The 18,486-nt window shown below is 47.6% G+C and carries 16 protein-coding genes; 9 read left to right on the top strand and 7 right to left on the bottom strand.

The features are described from left to right. The coding region (locus FYJ62_RS04005; protein WP_154547982.1) for a helix-turn-helix domain-containing protein at positions 1 to 139 on the bottom strand (139 nt) is incomplete at its 3' end. Positions 140 to 389: 250 nt separating this feature from the next. Here FYJ62_RS04005 and FYJ62_RS04010 point away from each other — a divergent pair. The 4 genes from FYJ62_RS04010 (at position 390) to FYJ62_RS04025 (ending at position 6,537) form a co-directional block, all read left to right on the top strand. Continuing rightward, complete coding sequence (locus tag FYJ62_RS04010; RefSeq protein WP_154547984.1) at positions 390 to 800, top strand: site-specific integrase; 411 nt, start codon at positions 390 to 392, stop codon at positions 798 to 800. Positions 801 to 1,242: 442 nt separating this feature from the next. Then, positions 1,243 to 2,166 carry a restriction endonuclease subunit M gene (locus FYJ62_RS04015; RefSeq protein WP_154547986.1) on the top strand — a complete coding sequence of 308 codons (924 nt, stop codon included), beginning with the start codon at positions 1,243 to 1,245 and terminating at the stop codon, positions 2,164 to 2,166. A gap of 1 nt (position 2,167) precedes the next feature. Further along, a complete protein-coding gene (locus tag FYJ62_RS04020) occupies positions 2,168 to 3,151 on the top strand; it encodes an Eco57I restriction-modification methylase domain-containing protein (protein ID WP_154547988.1) in 984 nt (327 codons plus the stop codon). A gap of 2 nt (positions 3,152 to 3,153) precedes the next feature. Continuing rightward, complete coding sequence (locus FYJ62_RS04025; RefSeq protein ID WP_154547990.1) at positions 3,154 to 6,537, top strand: DEAD/DEAH box helicase family protein; 3,384 nt, start codon at positions 3,154 to 3,156, stop codon at positions 6,535 to 6,537. A gap of 61 nt (positions 6,538 to 6,598) precedes the next feature. Here the strand turns inward: FYJ62_RS04025 and yaaA are convergent, their stop codons facing one another. The 4 genes from yaaA to FYJ62_RS04045 all read right to left on the bottom strand — a co-directional run bounded on the left by yaaA (position 6,599) and on the right by FYJ62_RS04045 (position 9,880). Continuing rightward, entirely contained in the window at positions 6,599 to 7,360 is a 762-nt protein-coding gene (gene yaaA / locus FYJ62_RS04030) for a peroxide stress protein YaaA (RefSeq protein WP_154547992.1), read from the bottom strand. Between the two features lie 467 nt (positions 7,361 to 7,827). After that, positions 7,828 to 8,121: a hypothetical protein gene (locus tag FYJ62_RS04035; protein WP_154547994.1), complete on the bottom strand. Its 294-nt coding sequence runs from the start codon at positions 8,119 to 8,121 to the stop codon at positions 7,828 to 7,830. 189 nt (positions 8,122 to 8,310) lie between these two features. Then, positions 8,311 to 8,982 (bottom strand): hypothetical protein, encoded by a 672-nt coding sequence (locus FYJ62_RS04040; protein ID WP_154547996.1) that lies wholly within the window; start codon positions 8,980 to 8,982, stop codon positions 8,311 to 8,313. A 253-nt stretch (positions 8,983 to 9,235) separates the two neighbouring features. Next, a complete protein-coding gene (locus tag FYJ62_RS04045; protein WP_195837384.1) occupies positions 9,236 to 9,880 on the bottom strand; it encodes a PdaC/SigV domain-containing protein in 645 nt (214 codons plus the stop codon). A gap of 241 nt (positions 9,881 to 10,121) precedes the next feature. Here FYJ62_RS04045 and FYJ62_RS04050 point away from each other — a divergent pair, with 241 nt between their 5' ends. Then, positions 10,122 to 10,274, top strand: a complete 153-nt coding sequence (locus FYJ62_RS04050; protein ID WP_154548000.1) for a hypothetical protein — start codon at positions 10,122 to 10,124, stop codon at positions 10,272 to 10,274. Between the two features lie 101 nt (positions 10,275 to 10,375). On the opposite strand, the gene FYJ62_RS04055 is transcribed toward FYJ62_RS04050, so the two are convergent. Further along, positions 10,376 to 12,082 carry a GH32 C-terminal domain-containing protein gene (locus FYJ62_RS04055; protein WP_195837385.1) on the bottom strand — a complete coding sequence of 569 codons (1,707 nt, stop codon included), beginning with the start codon at positions 12,080 to 12,082 and terminating at the stop codon, positions 10,376 to 10,378. A 117-nt stretch (positions 12,083 to 12,199) separates the two neighbouring features. Continuing rightward, a complete protein-coding gene (locus FYJ62_RS04060) occupies positions 12,200 to 12,748 on the bottom strand; it encodes a TetR/AcrR family transcriptional regulator (protein WP_195837386.1) in 549 nt (182 codons plus the stop codon). A gap of 542 nt (positions 12,749 to 13,290) precedes the next feature. Between FYJ62_RS04060 and FYJ62_RS04065 the strand changes: the two genes are divergently transcribed. From FYJ62_RS04065 to glgD, 4 genes are all read left to right on the top strand, one after another. Continuing rightward, positions 13,291 to 13,665 carry a YkvA family protein gene (locus FYJ62_RS04065; RefSeq protein WP_154548006.1) on the top strand — a complete coding sequence of 125 codons (375 nt, stop codon included), beginning with the start codon at positions 13,291 to 13,293 and terminating at the stop codon, positions 13,663 to 13,665. A gap of 588 nt (positions 13,666 to 14,253) precedes the next feature. Continuing rightward, the gene (gene glgB, locus FYJ62_RS04070; protein ID WP_154548109.1) at positions 14,254 to 16,158 is read left to right on the top strand and encodes a 1,4-alpha-glucan branching protein GlgB; all 1,905 of its coding nucleotides are present in this window, start codon (positions 14,254 to 14,256) and stop codon (positions 16,156 to 16,158) included. A gap of 41 nt (positions 16,159 to 16,199) precedes the next feature. Continuing rightward, positions 16,200 to 17,348, top strand: coding sequence for a glucose-1-phosphate adenylyltransferase (locus FYJ62_RS04075; protein WP_154548008.1), 1,149 nt, complete (start codon positions 16,200 to 16,202; stop codon positions 17,346 to 17,348). After that, positions 17,335 to 18,477: a glucose-1-phosphate adenylyltransferase subunit GlgD gene (gene glgD, locus FYJ62_RS04080; protein ID WP_195837387.1), complete on the top strand. Its 1,143-nt coding sequence runs from the start codon at positions 17,335 to 17,337 to the stop codon at positions 18,475 to 18,477. Before FYJ62_RS04075 ends, glgD begins: the two co-directional genes overlap by 14 nt. Positions 18,478 to 18,486 lie beyond the last annotated feature (9 nt).

The raw sequence follows: 18,486 nt of genomic DNA on the forward strand, positions 1-18,486 counted from the left end.
TTGGTGAGCAGTTAAGTTCTCTAGCTATAGCACGATTAGAGTAGCCCTTAGAGTGCAGCTCCTGGATTGTAGTCCGGTCGTTCAGCTTAAGGTGCTTGCCCTTTTGGTGTGGTTTAGTGTTAGAATAAGAATGATCCATTTTAACCTCTCTAGAAATGTTTGTGGTAATTCATATTCTACCAGATGGTTGAAATGGATTTTTTGTGCTCTAATCTAGTAAAAACGATTTTTCTTACTGGATCGGAACAGTGTTCAGTTTAATTTTACAATTGATATGACCCCCGAAATTAGGACACTAATTTCGGGGGTCATATCAAAAACATACTTTTCTTTTAAGTCGGGCATGGAGTGAAAAAGCTAAGTCTTTCACGCTATCTTTGAAAGGAAGAATGCGCGGTGAGACTCATAGAACTCTTCCACTGACTCAAGAAACGTATGACTTTTTGATGCGGTATAAAAAAGTCCAAAAGTCTTATATGACTTTGGCAGGTATTAGTTCATGGGGGGACTTGTTGTTTCCAGTTATGACCGACTATAAAAAGGCAAGTGAAGGCATACCTATTACACAAACCTCACCCAGACTACTTTTACATGACCTATGTAATGAGCTAGGCTTTGAAAAGCGTATTACACTTTATACTTGCCGACACACCGTTGCAAGCAAGTGGGCAAATTCAGGAAAATTGCCGCTCGTTGCTGATCGACTCGGCAATTCCGTTGGCCAACTTCAACGGACCTATATTCATGCAAGCCAAGATCCGGCTGAAATGCAAAAGTTTTTAGCTTCTCAAGACGCCTAACCAAAACCTAACCAATTTCTTGGTTAGGTCCTCAAAACGTTGATATATCAGCATTTTAAACTTGAAAAACGTAACCAATAATTGGCACTAAGAGAATTAAACAGTTGTAAGAAAGTCTATCATCTAAGGCTAAAGAAGCCCGTGATGATAGGCTTTTTTACTGTTTTGAACAACTTTGAAATAGTTTGAAACGATTTGAAGCAAAATGAAATAGACACACGGTTGGCACACTGGAGTAAAATCCAAAATAAAAGTTGTGTTAGCTGCTATGACTAACCAGCTTACAAAGCTTGATATATCAGCATTTCTTTGGCTAAAAACTGTGTGTCTGTGTGTGCCACGAATTTTAATAAACACAATGCTTTATTTGTAAGTTGGAGCGTATAAAATACGCTAAAATAAATGTTATAAGAAATGCTTTTACAAGCAAGAAAGGACCGATATGGGAGCGAAACTGATCGATTTAGACTCATATCCAGTAGAGATCGCTTTAAACATCCTGTTACAGGATAAGACAACTAGAAAGAACATTATCTTTGCTACTGACATTTACAATTCGTATTCGATAGATGCCAAGACTCGTGTTACTGAGAAAACATTACAGATCATTTCGTTACAGCCTCGGGTTGAAAAAAGCATTGAGGAAAAAGCTGAACGGACAAAAACGAAGGCGGAGGTATTTACGCCTAGCTGGATTGTCAACCAGATGAACAACTATTGTGATGAGGATTGGTTTGGACGCAAGGCAGTCTTCAATACTGAGAATGAAGACCATACTTGGATTACTAGTGAAGAAAAAATTCAGTTCCCTGAAGGACAGAGCTGGCAGGACTACGTGAAATTGCGAAGATTAGAAATAACCTGTGGTGAAGCTCCCTTTGTTGTGAGCAGATATGATACGGCAACTGGTGAAGAAATCCCCGTTAAGGACAGAGTTGGCTTCTTGGATAGAAAGTTAAGGGTTGTATCGGAAAACACAGAGACAGAAGAAGAATGGCTTAAATGGAGCACAAAGGCGCTACAATCTTCTTACGGCTATGAATATCAAGGGGATAACCTGGTAATTGCCAGGATCAACGTGTTAGACAGCTTGTGTGAATATAGAGATCAGAGATTTGGCGGTCAAACTAATGAAAAGCAAATCCGTGAATGGGCAAATATTATTGCTTGGAATTTCTGGCAGATGGATGGATTCACTGGCTGTGTTCCATTCGGAAAAATTAGAGAGCCAGAGCAACTAGGACTTGGTTTATATGGTGAAGATACGGGGATAGAAGAAGATGACCAACCCGATGAGGAATGTAAGATTAGAGATTGGCGAGGAGACAAAACTCTAACGTATAACTCGATGAAAGAAGGAATATAAAATGAAATTTGACTATGTTATTGGGAATCCGCCTTATCAAGTGAGTGATGGTGGAGCAGGTGCAAGTGCAACTCCTGTATATCAAGATTTTTTTGATGAAGCTAAGAAGCTTAATCCCCGTGCTATAGATTTAATTACACCGTCAAAATGGTTTGCCGGAGGAAAGGGATTAGATTCATTCAGAGCCGAAATGCTGAATGATCACCATCTTGTAAAAATTGTTGACTTTGTTAATGCGAAAGATTGTTTTCCGAATGCAAGTATTGGTGGTGGTGTTAATTATTTTTTGTGGTCAGGCTTAAAGAAGTCTAAAACATGCGAATTTACTAATATTCATGATGGCAGAAAATCAACAGTTAATAGAGATTTATCTGAGTTTCCGGTTCTCGTTAGATATAACGAATCGGTTAATATTCTTCACAAAGTATTGAAAGATAATCCTAGTCTTGTCTCTGAAACTGTAGATTATCGTAATTCATTTGGACTGCCGTCATCTGCAAGAGGAACCAAGGATAAAAAATCTACTGATGACTGTACAGTATATTCGAGCGGTGGCCGTGGTTATGTTCCATTCAATTCTATTACAAAGGGCGAGGACTTAATTAACAGATATAAGGTGATAATTAGCCGTTTAACAACAGAACATGCTGGAGAACCCGACAAGAATGGTAAATTTACAGTTATTTCAACAGTTAAAGTGTTGCAACCAGGTGAGGTGTGTACCGACTCTTATTTAGTAGCGTATGCGTCTTTGTCCAAAGATAAAGCTGAAAATTTTGCTAGGTACGTATGTACCAAATTCTTTAGGTTTCTACTTCTTCAAGCCATTTCTTCGATTAATTTATCAAAAGATAAATTTCAATTTGTACCGATTGTTGACCTAAATCAGCATTGGACAGATGAAATGTTATATGAACATTTTGGCTTAAGTGAGGATGAGTCAAAATTTATAAACAACATGATGAAGGAAAAGGAGATGGCGTAACGATGCGTGTGAAAATCAAGACTGCTGCTAAAGTAGCACCGCAAATATATGCTTATCAAACTCCGGGTGTTCCTGCTCATGATGGCTGGACTAAGATCGGTTACACTGAACGTGATGTTGATACACGGATTCATGAACAGTCCAATACGATTGATGTCGACTATAAAGTTCGGTGGCATCGCTTGGCCAAATTCACAACTGAGCCTTATGATTCTTTTGATGATAAAGCTTTCCACAAGTATCTAACTCGGGAAGGTGTTGAGCGGAAGAAGGGAAAAGAGTGGTTTCACATTGATCCGGATCCAGCATTGAATTACTTTAAGGACTTCCAGGAAAACCATGGCGAAGTTTCCACTTCTGTTCCTTCAGATGCTGTCATTCCGTATACTTTGCGCAGTGAACAAGCAGAGGCGGTTGACAAAGCCAAGAGCTACTTTGCCGCTCACAAGGATGGTCAGTTCTTGTGGAATTGTAAGCCTCGCTTTGGGAAGACGCTGTCTGCCTATGATTTGTGCAAGAAGATGGGGGCTAAGAGCATTCTGATCGTCACGAATCGTCCGGCGATTGCTAACAGCTGGTACAGCGACTATGAGACTTTCCTTGGGCCGCAGTCGGGCTACGTGTTCGTTTCTGTCGTTGACGGGATCAAGGATAAGAAATATGTTTTTAGCCGTGATGAGTACGTAGAGAAGGCCATCAAGTCAGATGATGAGGACCTGGGCTGTATTGAGTTTGTCAGCTTGCAAAACTTGAAACGATCGATCTATTTTGGTGGAATCGAGGAAAAGCTGGAAGAGGTAGCACACACTGAATGGGATATCTTGATCATCGATGAAGCTCATGAAGGTGTTGATACTTACAAGACTGACGCTGCATTTGACCAGATTAAGCGTAAGGCCACTTTGCACTTGTCGGGTACTCCATTTAAGGCTCTGGCCAACGATAAGTTTGATGATGATGCTATCTACAACTGGACGTATGCTGATGAGCAACGTAAGAAAGCAGAATGGGATGGCGATGCAACAGACGGGAATCCATATGCTAATCTGCCTAAGCTGAATATGCTGACTTACCAGATGAGCGACATTGTTCGGGATAAGGCACAAGCTGGGATTGAATTAGCGGACAGAGATGTTGAAGAATATGCCTTTGACTTGAATGAATTCTTTAAAACCAATGAAGCTGGGACTAAGTTTGTTCATGATGAAGATGTGGATAAGTTTCTAACGGCTTTGACAACGCAGGAAAAGTTCCCGTTCAGTACTCCAGAACTCAGAAATGAGTTGAAGCACACTTTTTGGCTACTTAACCGGGTTAGCTCTGCTAAATGCTTAGCTAAGAAGTTGAAAGAAAATGATGTCTTCAAGGAATATGAGATTGTTTTGGCAGCTGGTGATGGCAAGCTTGATGAAGATGATGAAAATATCAAGGCCTACGATAAAGTAAAAGAGGCAATTGCTAATCACGATAAGACTATTACGTTATCAGTAGGACAGCTGACAACTGGTGTCACCATTCCGGAATGGACTGCCGTCTTGATGCTTTCGAACATGAAGAGCCCAGCTTTGTACATGCAGGCGGCTTTCCGTGCTCAGAATCCGTGTCTGTTCCAAGACGCTAATGGCGATTCATATCGTAAAGAGAACGCCTACGTCTTTGACTTTGATCCAGCAAGAACTTTGGATATCTTTGAGAAATTTGCTGTCGACCTGTCACCGGATACTGCTGCGGGCAAGGGAGATGTGGATCATCGAAAGAAGCATATTCGAGAGCTTCTTAACTACTTCCCTGTGTATGGTGAAGATGATAATGGCTCAATGATCGAACTGGACGCCGAGAAGGTTATGACTATCCCTCGGCATATCCACGCAAAAGAAGTAGTATCTCGTGGCTTTATGAGCAACTTCCTGTTTACCAATATCTCCAATATTTTTGGCGCTCCTAAGGAAGTGCAAGAACAGATCAACAACTGGGAAGCAATTGAAGAACCAACTCCTAAGAAGGTTGATGCTGGCGAAGACACTAAGAAAGATCTGGACATTAACGCTGATGGTGAAGTAGACATCTCTGATGAAGAAGTAATTGGTACAGCTAAGGGTGTTTTTGGGCCAAAAATCTACAAAGATGTTGATGAAAAGCTTGATAAGTCGATATCTCAGCTTACTAAGACTCAAAATACTAAGGAAGATAGCGAGAAAAAAGAACTTAAGAACTTACAAGAAACATTCGGTAAGCCAATTTCTGATACTTTGGTAAATACAGCAAAGGAGCATTATGGTCGTGATCTGAAGAAGTCAACCCAAAAGAAGCTGGATCATCAATTGCGAAACACAACGGATCACATTGTTGCTAAGACTTATAGCAGTTGGAAGATTGCGGACAATCAGAAGTCTTATGAGGCAAAAGCGGCTGTGGATAACGCAAAGAAAAAAGGTGCTACAATAGCTGATATTGTCAATATTAATGCTCACTATGATGAAGAGCGCCAGAAGATGAAGGAAGAGATGCTAGAAAACCTTAACAAGAAGGTTAATAGCAAGAAACTCATTGATCAAGCCGCTCAGACTGTTGTTAAAACAGTAGAAACCGAAAAGAAGAATGAGCTTAAGGGTGAAATTGAAGCTTCTGTCCGTGACCACTTGAGAGGCTTTACCCGAACTATCCCTTCATTTTTGATGGCTTATGGAGACCAGGAGACCCGACTGGAGAACTTTGATAAGATTGTACCACCGGATGTTTTCGAAGAAGTTACAGGGACTTCCATTGAGTGGTTCAGACGCTTGCGAGATGGCTATGATTATCAAGAAACAGATGAAAATGGCAATGAACTAGCGGGCGAAGAGCACCGCAAGCACTTTGACGGGCACTTGTTTGATAAGGTGGTCTTCAACGATTCATGCGCTGAATTCTTGAAGAAGAAAGAGGATTTGGCTGATTGGTTCGATGATGACCATAAAGAGGATATTTTTGACTATATTCCACCGCAAAAGACTAACCAGATCTTTACTCCTAAGAAGGTTGTGAAGGATATGGTGGATATGCTGGAAGAAGAAAATCCTAACTGCTTTGATGATGCTAATGCCACTTTTGCGGATCTTTATGTAAAGTCCGGTTTGTACATTACCGAGATCGTAAAGCGGCTGATGGCTTCTTCTGAGATGAAACGGCTATATCCTTCAGAGCATGACCGCTTAAAGCACATCTTTGAAAAGCAGGTATACGGCTTGGCACCGACAGAGATCATCTACCGGATTGCACATGAATACATTTTTGGCTTTGACAAGGCGGGAGACATTAGCGACAAGCACTTTAAGCAGGTTGACTCGCTGCCACTGGCCAAGGATGGAACTTTGGCCGAGAAGTTGGACGAAATTTTCCCGGACTAAAATTTTGATTTGACATAAGAGAAATAAGAAAACGAGACTACATTTTTAATGTAGTCTCGTTTCATTTTCTTTTGAAATCGTAGTCGGTCCGGAAGACGAACTTGGCCGGCGTGCTGGCCTGTGGACAGAATTCATAGCCAAAGTCGGCAAAATTCTTGAGTTCTTCCGCGTCCATAACAGCTTTTTCGGCCATAAAGCGGACCATGTCCCCGCGGGACATCTTGGCGTGGGTTGCAGCCGTGCGCCAGCGGCCATTCTTGTTTTCCTGAAAGACAATGTCGATCAGGCGCTGATTCTTGGTGACAAAAGGCTTGAGCAGGCGGGAGTACTCGCTTGAAGCCAGGTTGACCACGACGTCATTGTCAGCGTACAGGCTCTGGTAGACCTTGTCTTGCCAATAATCATAGAGGCTGTAGTATTTGAACCCGGTCAGCTTGCTTTGCAGCTCCAAGCGGTAGGGACTGATGGCATCGAAGGGGCGCAGGCTGCCGTAGAGACCAGACAGGATGCGGAGATGTTCCTGCAGGTAGTCCAGAGCGGCTTGCGGGAGCACATCCGGCGCCATGTATTGGTATTGGATGCCAGTGAAGGCCATGATCGCGGGCGTTTGGGCCTGGTTGAGGTCTAGCGCGTCCAGCTGCTGCAGGGCTGAATCCACGATCTTGGGACTGGCCTGCCAGATGGCCGTCAGTTCGTCTTTGGTCCGGGTCTTCAAGAAGGCCAGCAGCTCGCTGGCTTCGGTGATGAATTCAGGTTGGCTTTGCGGCAAAAAAGAGTCCGCGTCAACCTGCATCTTTTTGGCTGGGGAAATAATAATTTTCATAGGAGCACCTCGCTTCGCTAAGTAGATTTTGACAAAAAAATGCCGAAAAAGAAAGTGGGAAGGGGGATGCGGATTTTGCTTTAGTTGGGGGTGGTTTTTGGGGGGACTGGTTCTCAAAAATAAACGTTAAATAAACCAAAATAGTCCAATCCCCTGCAAAGGATTGGACTATTTTCTTGAAAAGTAATGGATGCATTTGAAACGTTGTTTTTGGTGGGCTCACTCCCTTTGCTGCTTATTTTCCAACAGGCATCTTACACTAGTGGCCATTGTGTCCGCAAACTGCAGCTTGCAGCCGATAAACCGCGCCGTAGAGCCATTCTTGCGCTAGGCGTGACGATTGCATCCCCGCCATGCAAGCCTTTCACTAGCCAATTCTGCATCCTTAATTTTCCAACAAAAAAGCCTGTCACGCTTAACACGCATGGCAGGCTTTCCTAGACCAGTGATCTTTCATCCAAATTTTCCTAACAAAGCTCTTTGGCCGCGATTTCCAGTGAGGCCAAGGCTTCAGCCGCGGTAACCTTTTTGCGGTTGATCGCGGCAAAATTCGGCCAGCACTTGGCGAGGGTGCGGTCAACGGGGATAAAGCAGACGCAGCCGTCAGGCATCCTGCGGAACTCCTGCTCGTCCGGTAAAATATGCCGCCCGCAGCGGCGGGAATCGTAGAACCAAACATAGTCGGTCAAATAGCCGAGCTGGAGCTCGTGCTTGATGTCAGCCAGAATCAGGTCGTAATTTCTTGCCTTGCTCGTGTTCATTTTTTCTCCTTTAACGCATTCACTGATCTGTTAAAAAAGATTATTGCACAGACCGCGTCTTGGAAAAAATGACAGCCAAAGCCCCCGCAAGCCCGTGAACTTAGGCTTTCTTGCCAGGGCATCTATGCAGCTTTTGCTGTATTGGCGCGACTCGTTTGGGCTATGCCGCGGCAGAAATTTTTCTCCAGCTTATTCTTTTTCAAAAATTCCGCTGACGACGATCGCGTCCCGGCCCGTGGCCTTGAAGAACTGGGGGTAGATGTAGACCATGCCGTCGGGGGCAATCGTGTAGTTGAGCTTGTCCAGGTTGCTGGCGGCTTCATCATAGAGGTTGAGCGCGTCCTGCTTCTCCGCCTCTTGCTTGAGTCTGGCCAGCACGACTTCCCGGGAGCCTTTGACCAGGTCGTAGACGGGGATGCGGTTGCCAGTCGTCAATGAGTAGGCTCCGCCATTGTACTTGTGATAGCCCGCGGCTACAGGGTAGAATTCCGCGTCTTGCCGGAAAGAAATGACCCCATGCTTGTTATAGGTAACGGTCACCAGGAAGCGGCTGGAACAGGTGGTGTCGAGATCATTAAGGGCGACTGCCGCCTCTTTCAGGAGGGCGAAGTTATGCTGATTGTGCTGATAGTCTTTCTCCCAGGCAGCGTTGATCTTCTTGATGGCTTTCGTATTGCCAGCCAGAACCGGCTTTTGGTAGCAGTAGGTGAACGCATGGCGGCCAATCTTGAATTCCTGCTGGTCAGTCTCCAGCTTATAAATTGCCTTGGAACTGGCATGAACGTGGGCTGCGTGGGCAGTAAGGGCCAGTCCTAGGCCCAGCACCGCGAAGGCGAAAGTTCTGATTTTCTTATCGGTCATGATTTTTTCCTCATTTTTTTGCTTGTTATTAATAAAATTATATTCTTTTTTGCCAGTCTGGTGGCTAGACGGAAGCATTTTTTCAAAAAACTTGTCCAGCAGGCCGATTGACCTTGGCAGCGAGTTTGCTTATGCTTAAACAGTGGCAAAAGCATGATGGCCAAGCCGCCGATCCCGACTTAGAGTAAAAAATCCGTTCCCAGAACTTGGGAACGGATTTTTTGGTTAGTTGGCATATTTTATTTTGACTTTATTATTTGTATCTCCCTTTGACGGCGACGGACTTAGTGGCTTGGGAACCGGTCAGCTGCGGGTAGATGTAGACGGTGCCTTTCTTGCTGATATAGTAATCGACCGTATTCAAGTCGACCAAATCAGCGGCAGACGCGGACATCCCCAGGGCTCTGGCTTCCTTTTTCAAAGCTGCCTGTACGTTCTTCTTGCCGCCCTTGACTACCTTCCAAACGGACAGGCGCTTGCCACTTTTGAGCGAGTAAGCCTCGCCATGAACGTAGCGGATGTGGCTGGCGCCGGCGTAGTGGTCGCTGGAGCGCTTGATTGACGCGATGCCGTGCTTGTTGAAAGTAACCTTGGACTTGACGACGTAATAGTAGTCGTAATCGTTGCCCTTGTCTTTTTGGGCGGCTTTGAATAGGCTTTTGGCATCTTTTTTGGCGGCTTGGTAGGACTTGACCTGAGCCTGGTTGATCTTCTTGATGGCCTTGCTCTTGCCCTTGAAGACAGGGAGCTGGTATTTGAAAGTGGCTGAACGCTTGGCGAACCGCTTGCTTTCCTTGTAGTTCTTGATCTGCCAACTGGCTTTGGCGGCTTTAACCTGGCCGGCGCTAAGGCCCAGGCACAGCGCGGCTGATGCCGCGATCATGGCTTTTTTAAACATGATTTTCTTCCTCCTAATGTGCACACTGCTAATAGTATGATTATTATAGCTTCTAGAGCGATTGTAGCTACGGGGATGCAGATTTTTTGAAAAAATCTTATAACTTGCTGCCCGCGAGGGGACAACGGCAGTGTCATTAAGTTCGAAAAACAGCCGCATTCCTGCATTGGGGCAATCGCCGCGGCCTTTTTCCACAAGTCCAGTTTTAAGCTATAATATGGTCAGAAAGCAGGTGGATTTAATGAGTCGAAAAAACGCGCGCGACCTGCTCACGGTGCTGGTAGTAATGATCCTGTGTGCCTTTTTCACCAAAAGTCCCAAAATCTGGGGCAGCGTGATCATCCTCGCCATCCTGGGCCTGGTCTTTGACAACATGCCGCGAGCCGGTCACTGAGAAAGTACAGAAAGGTCGAAACAAATGAAAGATGATATGACCCCCGAAATTAGGACACTAATTTCGGGGGTCATATCATGAGCAGAAGCTTTTTTGTTGATTTAATCAGGCAAATCCGCCCCGGCTTGCCTGGAGCTGAAGGTGAACTGGCCTTGGCTGCCCTGGGCCAGGATGGTCAGATCCTGCTGGCGGCTGACGGAATAGCGGGCCAGGGTGCAGGCCTGGCCGCCCGGAAAGAAAATTTCCACTGAATTCTTGTCCGTGTAGACGTTCAAATTCAGCTCCGTGCTGGGCGGAAACTGCCCGTTTTGCTGAGCCTGGTAGTCGGCCTTGGCCTGGCCCAGCAGCTCGTTGGCCACTCTGGTGACCTGGTAGGTGCCAGTTGCCGCGTTGAGCTGCAGCTCGATCTGGTCGCTGCCTTGGATCAAAAACAGCTGGACTGTGCCCGTGAACTTGGTCAGCTTTAACTGGTAGTGGCTGTTGGCGGGCTGGCGCTTCAGGCTGGCAATCTGCTTCCAGTTGCTGCCGGAAAGCTGCCCCTTGCTGCTCTTGGCGGCCGTTTCGCGCAGTTTCGCCGTCACCGGCGTTTGCAGCAGCTGCTGGCCGTTTAAAAAGAGCTTTCTAGCCAAGCTGTATGAGCCTAAGCGCCTTGACTTCTTGGCCTGGCTGCTTTGGCCGGCCAAGATCCCGCTGGCCGTATAGCTCCAGTTGCCGATCCAGCCCATGGCATAGATGGCCTGGTCTGGGGCAGCGGAATCAGGGCTGCCAGTGAAGTTGGCTCCATAGAAGTCGCTCCCCTGGTCCAGGCGCTGGCTGGAGCCTTCCGGAGTGAAGAGGCCGTTTTGGTCCAAGTGGCCCACGATGTAGTAGGTTCCCGTGGTCTGCCCGTTTTGCGGCATCTTGGCCCCAAAGAAGAGGACGGTCTTGGCCTGCCCCTGGGCATTTTTCATGAACCTGACGACTGGGCACTCAAGGGGCTGGTCTTGCTCGTTGAAGCCGTTCAGGACGCTGGTCCCCAGAACCTTGGACGCGCCTTTTTCGTCAGCCTTGGTCCAGGTCAGGCCGTTCGCGGACTGGTAGACGCCGAACTGGTTGCCTTCAGCCACATACATGATCATTTTGCCATTATTGTAGAAAACTGCCGGATCCCGCTCTTGGTCAGCCTTTTGGGAGGCAAAGGGCCAGGAGTGGTCCAAAACGGGCTTGCCATCATTTAACGGATGGCTGAAGGTCAAGCCGCCGTCGCTGGACCAGGCGGCCCAGACGTTCTGGGAGCCGTCGCGCCGCTTCAGGCCTGAGAAGTAGGCCACAGGCGCGCCCTTGGGCACGCCCTGGACCAAGCCGGTGTTTTGGATCACGCTGCCGGTCCAGGCTGACTTCCAGGCCTCAGCGTGGGTCAAATAGGTGGCCTTAATGGCGGTCTTTTGCTTGGAAAAATGAATGAAATCCTTGGTCGAAGTTACCGTCCAGCTTTGTCCCTTGGGGCCAAAAGGCTTGGTGGCGCCATCTCTGGAATGCAAAAAGTAGATCCGGTAGGACTGGCTCTGCTGGTCATAATAGATCGTCTGCAGGTCGTTGGACCAGCCTTGGCTGCTGGTCAGGTGATAAGCAGCTTGATGCTCAGGCGAGGTGAGCGTGGGCTGCTTATACGTGAAGCCATGATCAGCGTAGCTGTCCGTCTGCTCGTCATGTCTTACCCAGAGGGCGATCAGGCCCAGGAGCAGCAAGAAGCCGCCGATCCAGTAGCAGGGGAGGAACTTGTCGCGTCCCATGCTGGTCTGCCATTTTCCTTGCTTTCTGCGGCTCATTTTAAATCTCATCGTCGTCATGCCCTTTATTTCTGCTTATTTTCTGCTTGCTTTTGCTTAAAATTATACAACATCTAAAGCGTGAAAAAAGAAGCCTGGCGCTGTTGCTGGGCTTCTTCAGACATCTTTGTTCCATTTGCCCTTGATCTTGGCCGTGACCAAGCCGCTGATCTCTTCAACCGACAGGCTGAAGTTGCTTTGAAACCAGTGAATCAGGATCTGCGTGATGGCTCCGGCCAGGTAGGCCGCGGAATAATCCAAGTGCTGTCCCTGCCTGGCCGTGGCCTGCAAGCAGGAAATTTGGGGTAGATAGTGCTCAAACTCATCGACCATAAAGGCATTCAGGCCGTTATCGATCAATTCTTGGAAAAATTCGCGCTCTTTGTAGAAAAAATAAAAAGAAGCGGTGACCAGCTCCTTAACCTGCATCTGGTCCAAATCCCGGTGCTGCCGGCGGAACTCGATGAACATGCAGCTGAACTGGTAGTGCATGACCTCGTCTTTTGAGCTGAAGATCTGATAAAAAGTCTGCCGGGACAAGTGGGCCCGGCGGCAGATGGCGGTAACGGTGATCTCGGAATACTTCTCTTCTTTAAGCAGGTCCAAGAAAGCATCTTTGAGCCAGGTGCGGGACCTTAGGGCGGTTGGATTGCTGCCAGTATACATGGACTTCCCTCCTAAAAAGTCTGACAGATCGCAAAATATGTAAGACTTATGAAAGTGCATTGACGTGTTTCGCGTGCTTTTGTATGATAATAGCACAGGTTAGCGCTATTACGCTAGTCTGAAAAGGATAAACATCCTTTTGCTTTCAATTCATCTCCAGGCTAAAATTAACAAAAGCTAATAGAACGCCGCGGAAATTGCTGTAATTTATGCTTCCAGTACTCATGGCTAAACCATTCTCACCCTTCATGGCGTCCTGTGGTTCAAGCGGCGCCATGTCATTTCTCGTCATTCCATGGTTTCAGGAGTCGCGCGTTCTGTCAGGAGAAATAGTTTTTAGATAGCAGGCTGGATTTGGATTGAAGGTGCAAAAGGCCCGAGCATCGATGCCTGGGCCTTTTTGCCGTCCGCGCTTGCTTGCTGATATTCTATAACATGGCTGCTTTAAAAGGTGAGCAAAAGCCACCACTTTGTCTGCCGGCGTGTTATAGTTGTTTCAGCAATCTGTCTTGAATCAGCAAAGAAAGGGGCAAGCAGCAAGCATGAACAAACTCAAGCAGACGGCCCGAAAACTCAAGCCGGACCTGCCGGCCCTGGCCTTGGCCCTGAAGGATCCGGCCATGCCACTGGTCGCCAAGCTGCTGGCGGCCATCACCGTGGCCTACGCCCTGTCGCCGGTTGACCTGGTACCGGACTTTATACCGGTCTTGGGCTACCTGGATGACCTGCTCATCCTGCCGGCCTTGGCAGCCTTGACTTGCAAGCTGATCCCAGCTGAAGTCTGGGATCGCTGCCGGAAAGCGAGTGCCGGGGTGTGGGCTGGCGGCAAGCCCAAGAAATGGTATTACGCCATTCCGGTCGTAATTTTTTGGCTTTTGCTCCTTTTTGTTATCTATAAAAGCTTTTTTAGCCGCTAAAGGGGCAAAAAACTTGTAATTTTGCTAACGCTTTTAAAAAAGAGTAAAAATGTGCTAAAGATTAAACTTAGCTCTAAGGATGCCAGTCTCAACTGGCATCCTTTTTTGCTTAGCACGCCCGCAAAAATAGACCAATTCGCTGCTTGGGCCAAAAAAATTTGCCGAGTGGAAGCTAAAGCTGGCCCAAGACCATCATACGAATCACATGCGTAAAAGCGCTAACAACAAGGACTCAGCCAAGTCTATGTGAAAACAGGGCTGACCGACCGAAAGCGCTTAACGTTCGTATTTTCAATACTGTGAAAAATAAATAAGAAAATGAAAGGCTATATATACAAAAACAAAAGCCTTTTAATGCTAAAAAACGATATTCGCAATTTCCTTAAGAAATTTACGTTAAGCACCGTCTTAGATGGGATCAAAGTCGGCGCTAATTTTATTCTTTTTAATAAAATGATTTTAGATAGTGAAAAAATTCCGAAATGCATTATAATGTAAGTGAGCGAAAACCGCTTACAGCAATTTGTGATTTATTTAATAGAGTTATAGGAAGAACGAGATTTTTTGAAACAGAAAGTGGGGTATGAAATGGACGAGCTGGATCAACATCTCCAGAATTTTGTAAACGGCAATGAGCTGCATTTGCAAGATTACTTAGGCTGCCATGCTGATGGGAATGGCTATACCTTTAGAGTCTGGGCACCACATGCCCAGCAAGTCTGGCTGGTCGGCGACTTCAATAATTGGGATAAGAGTCTGCCAATGTCCAAGGATGCTTATGGGGTTTGGTCAGCATACAGCGACCAGGCCCAGGTTGGCCAACTGTACAAATTCCTGGTCAAGCAGGCATCTGGCAAGGAGATCATGAAGATCGATCCGCTGGCGCTGGAATTTGAAAAGCGTCCTGGCAATGCTGCCGTGATCGTGAATCATGAGCCCAAGCATTGGACTGACGGCGCCTGGTTTGGCTGGCACAAGCGGTCAAACCACTTCGCGCGGCCAATCAACATTTATGAGGTGCACGTCAATTCCTGGAAGCAGCATGAGGATGGCTCCCTGTATACGTTGAAAGACTTGCAGAAGGAACTGATTCCTTACGTTAAGGAGCAGGGCTTCAACTACATTGAGTTTCTGCCGCTGACGGCGCACCCGCTGGACGCCTCCTGGGGCTACCAGACGATTGGCTACTTTGCCTTGGAGCACGCCTATGGGCAGCCAAGAGACCTGCAGGACTTCGTGGAAGCCTGCCACAAGGAAAACATCGGGGTTTTGACGGACTGGGTGCCAGGCCACTTCTGCATCAACAATGATGCTCTGGCCTACTACGACGGAACGCCGACCTATGAGTTTAGCGAAAAGTGGCGCGCTGAAAACAAGGGCTGGGGGGCTTTGAACTTTGACTTGGGGAAGCCGCAAGTTCAATCCTTCCTCCTCTCCAGTGCCCTCTTCTGGCTGGACTACTACCACTTAGACGGCTTGCGGGTCGACGCGGTCTCCAACATGCTGTACCGCGACTACGACCGCGGACCGGGCGAATGGACGCCTGACCAGTACGGCGGCAACCGGAACATTGAAGGGATCGAATTCCTCCACAAGTTCAACACGACCTTGAAGGGAATTCACCCAGAGCGGCTCTTGATCGCTGAGGAAAGCTCAGCCCAAGTCAAGATTACCGGCCGGGTGGAAGACGGCGGCCTGGGCTTTGACTACAAGTGGAACATGGGCTGGATGAACGACATTTTGACCTTTTACTCAATGGACCCATTGTTCAGAAAGGACAACTTCAACCTGTCGACCTTCTCCTTCATGTACCGCATGAGCGAGAACTTCATTTTGCCTTTGTCGCACGACGAAGTCGTTCACGGCAAGCGGAGCCTGATGAACAAGATGTTCGGCGACCGGCCGGCCCAATTTGACCAGCTGCGCAATCTGAATACCCTGCTGATGACCTACCCGGGCAAGAAATTGCTCTTTATGGGCGGGGAATTCGGCCAATATCTGGAATGGCGCTACAAGGAAGGCTTGGAATGGTCTGAATTGAGCGATGACTTCAACGCCAAGATGCTGAAGTTCAATCGGAGCTTGAACCACTTCTACTTGAACGAGCCAGCCCTGTGGCAATTGGAGCAGGAAGAACGCTCCGTTGAAATCATTGATGCCGACAACCGGGATCAGTCAGTCTTGTCCTTTATCCGTCAAGGGAAGGTACGGCACGACTTTGTCATTGTCTTGCTGAACTTCACGCCAGTTGAGCGCAAGAGCTTCTCAATCGGGGTCCCATATCCGGGCTCATATAAAGAAGTCTTGAACTCAGCTTGGGCAGAGTTTGGCGGCTCGTCAACGGCCAAGCCGCAGAAGGTCAAGACCAGAGAAGAAAAATTCAAGAATTATGACTACCAGATCACTGTGGATCTCCCAGGATTCAGTGCCATGATTCTGCAGCCTGACAAGGTTACTATCAAGAGAAAGCGTTCCAAGAAGCACGGCAAGTAGCTTGGACGCGAGAGATGAGAAATGTAGGGAAGGAACTTACCATGAGTACAAAAATGCTAGGTATCATTTTAGCCGGCGGCAAAGGGACTAGACTTGGCAAGCTGACCGCGAATCAGGCCAAGCCAGCCGTACCATTCGGGGGTCGGTACCGGATTATCGACTTTCCGCTGAGCAACTGTGCCAATTCTGGCGTCCGCAACGTCGGCGTTATTACGCAATATGAACCACTCCGCTTGAACAACCACATCGGCAATGGTTCTTCATGGGGGCTGGACGGCCTGAACGCTTCAGCCACGATTCTGCAGCCATACACTGACAATGGCGGCTCCAAGTGGTTTGAAGGCACGGCCCACGCCATCTACCAAAACATCGACTACATCGACAGCCAGGATCCGGAATACGTGCTGGTGCTTTCCGGGGACCACATCTACAAGATGGACTACGATGACATGCTCGAAGAACATGAAAAGAACCACGCTTCCCTGACGGTCGCCGTAATCGACGTGCCTTGGGAAGAAGCACCCCGCTTCGGGATCATGAACACCGACTCATCCGGCCGGATCATCGAATTCGAAGAAAAGCCAGCCAAGCCAAAGTCAAACCACGCTTCAATGGGGATCTACATCTTCAACTGGAAGCGGCTGCGTGAGGTCTTGACTGCTGGTTTCGCAACGGCCGATGACATGGTCGACTTCGGGAAGAACGTCATTCCGTACTACCTGAAGAGCGATGAAAGAGTCTTCTCTTACCAATTTTCCGGCTACTGGAAGGACGTTGGGACCATTGACTCCTTGTGGCAAGCCAACATGGAATTCCTGGACGGCACTGACGGCCTGAACCTGGATGACCGCAGCTGGCGGATCTACTCCAAGAACACGATCGACCCGCCACAAATGATTACCGACAACGCCGATGTCGAAAATTCAATGATCGTGGATGGCTGCTACATTGACGGGACGATCAAGCACTCAATTATTTCCGGCAATGTTGACGTCCAGCGCGGCTCAGTTATTGAAGACTCAGTCATCATGCCTGGGGCAAAGATCGGCAAGAACGTCAAGATCAAGAAGGCAATCGTCGGCGAAAACGCGATCATCGGCGATGGTTCAGTCGTTGAAGAAGAAGATGGGAAGATTGCTGTAGTCGGCAACCATGAAAAGATCGGAGTGTTACCAAATGAAAACAAGTAAGATGTGCGCAATCTTTAGTAATCAGCACGAATACAGCCAATTAAAGCCTTTGACTGATGAACGAGCTTTGTCAACTTTAGCATTTGCCGGCAAATATCGTTTGATGGACTTCCCACTTTCAAGCATCGTCAACTCCGGGATCACCCAACTCTACACCTTGATCAGTCAGGAAAAGGTCAGATCATACCTGGACCACTGGGGTGGCGGTAAGGAATGGGGGATGGACACGATTGGCTCCTACCAGTACCTGGACTTCTACCAGAACTTGATGGCCCGCCGGTCAAGAGGGGAAGAGTACTTTGACGACCTGATCATCTTCTTGAAGACCTGCAACGTCCCATACACCGTCTTCATCGGCAACAAGATGGCCGCCAACTTTGACTTGAAGGCAGTCCTGCACTTCCACCAAAGCAATGGCAACCACATTACCCCGGTCTTCAAGCGGGTCAACCGCTGTGATATTGCCGCTGACGACCGCACCTTTGTTTTGAGCGACAACAACGTGGTGGCTGCCAGCCATGAAGCCATTGAACTGAATGGCGAAGGTCCATTCAACCTTTCAGCCAACGTTTACGTGATGGACACCGACTGGCTGATCAACGAACTGGACAAGGCGCAAAAGAGCGGGGTTTCATACGACATCTCCGAAAGATTGTCAGTATTGGCCGTCAGAGAAAAGGCCAACGCCTACGAGTACACCGGCTACTTGCGCAGCATTCACGACATTTCCAGCTACTACGAAGCCAACATGGACATGCTGAAGAAGGACAAGCGCGACTCCCTGCTTTACGGCAACCAGAAGATTATCACCAGAATCAGAAACGAAGTCGGCACCTACTACGACAAGGACTCTGAAGTCAAGAACACTTTGATCGCCACTGGCGGCAAGATCAAGGGCGGACTGCACAACTGCGTCGTTTCCAGAAGAGTAGTGGTTGGCAAGGAAGCCGAAGTTGAAAGCTCAATCTTGATGGCTGGCGACCATATTAAGAGCGGGGCGAAGGTTGAATACGCCATCCTCGACAAGAACGTTGTCGTTGAAAAGGGCGTAACCATTAAAGGCAAGCCTGAAAGCCCAGTCGTCATCAAGAAGGGGACTGTCGTTGACAAGGACTTTATTTTGGATTAGGAGGAGCAA

Origin of the sequence: Lactobacillus porci (assembly GCF_009695985.1) — a bacterium.
GTDB classification, from domain to species: Bacteria; Bacillota; Bacilli; order Lactobacillales; family Lactobacillaceae; genus Lactobacillus; species Lactobacillus absianus.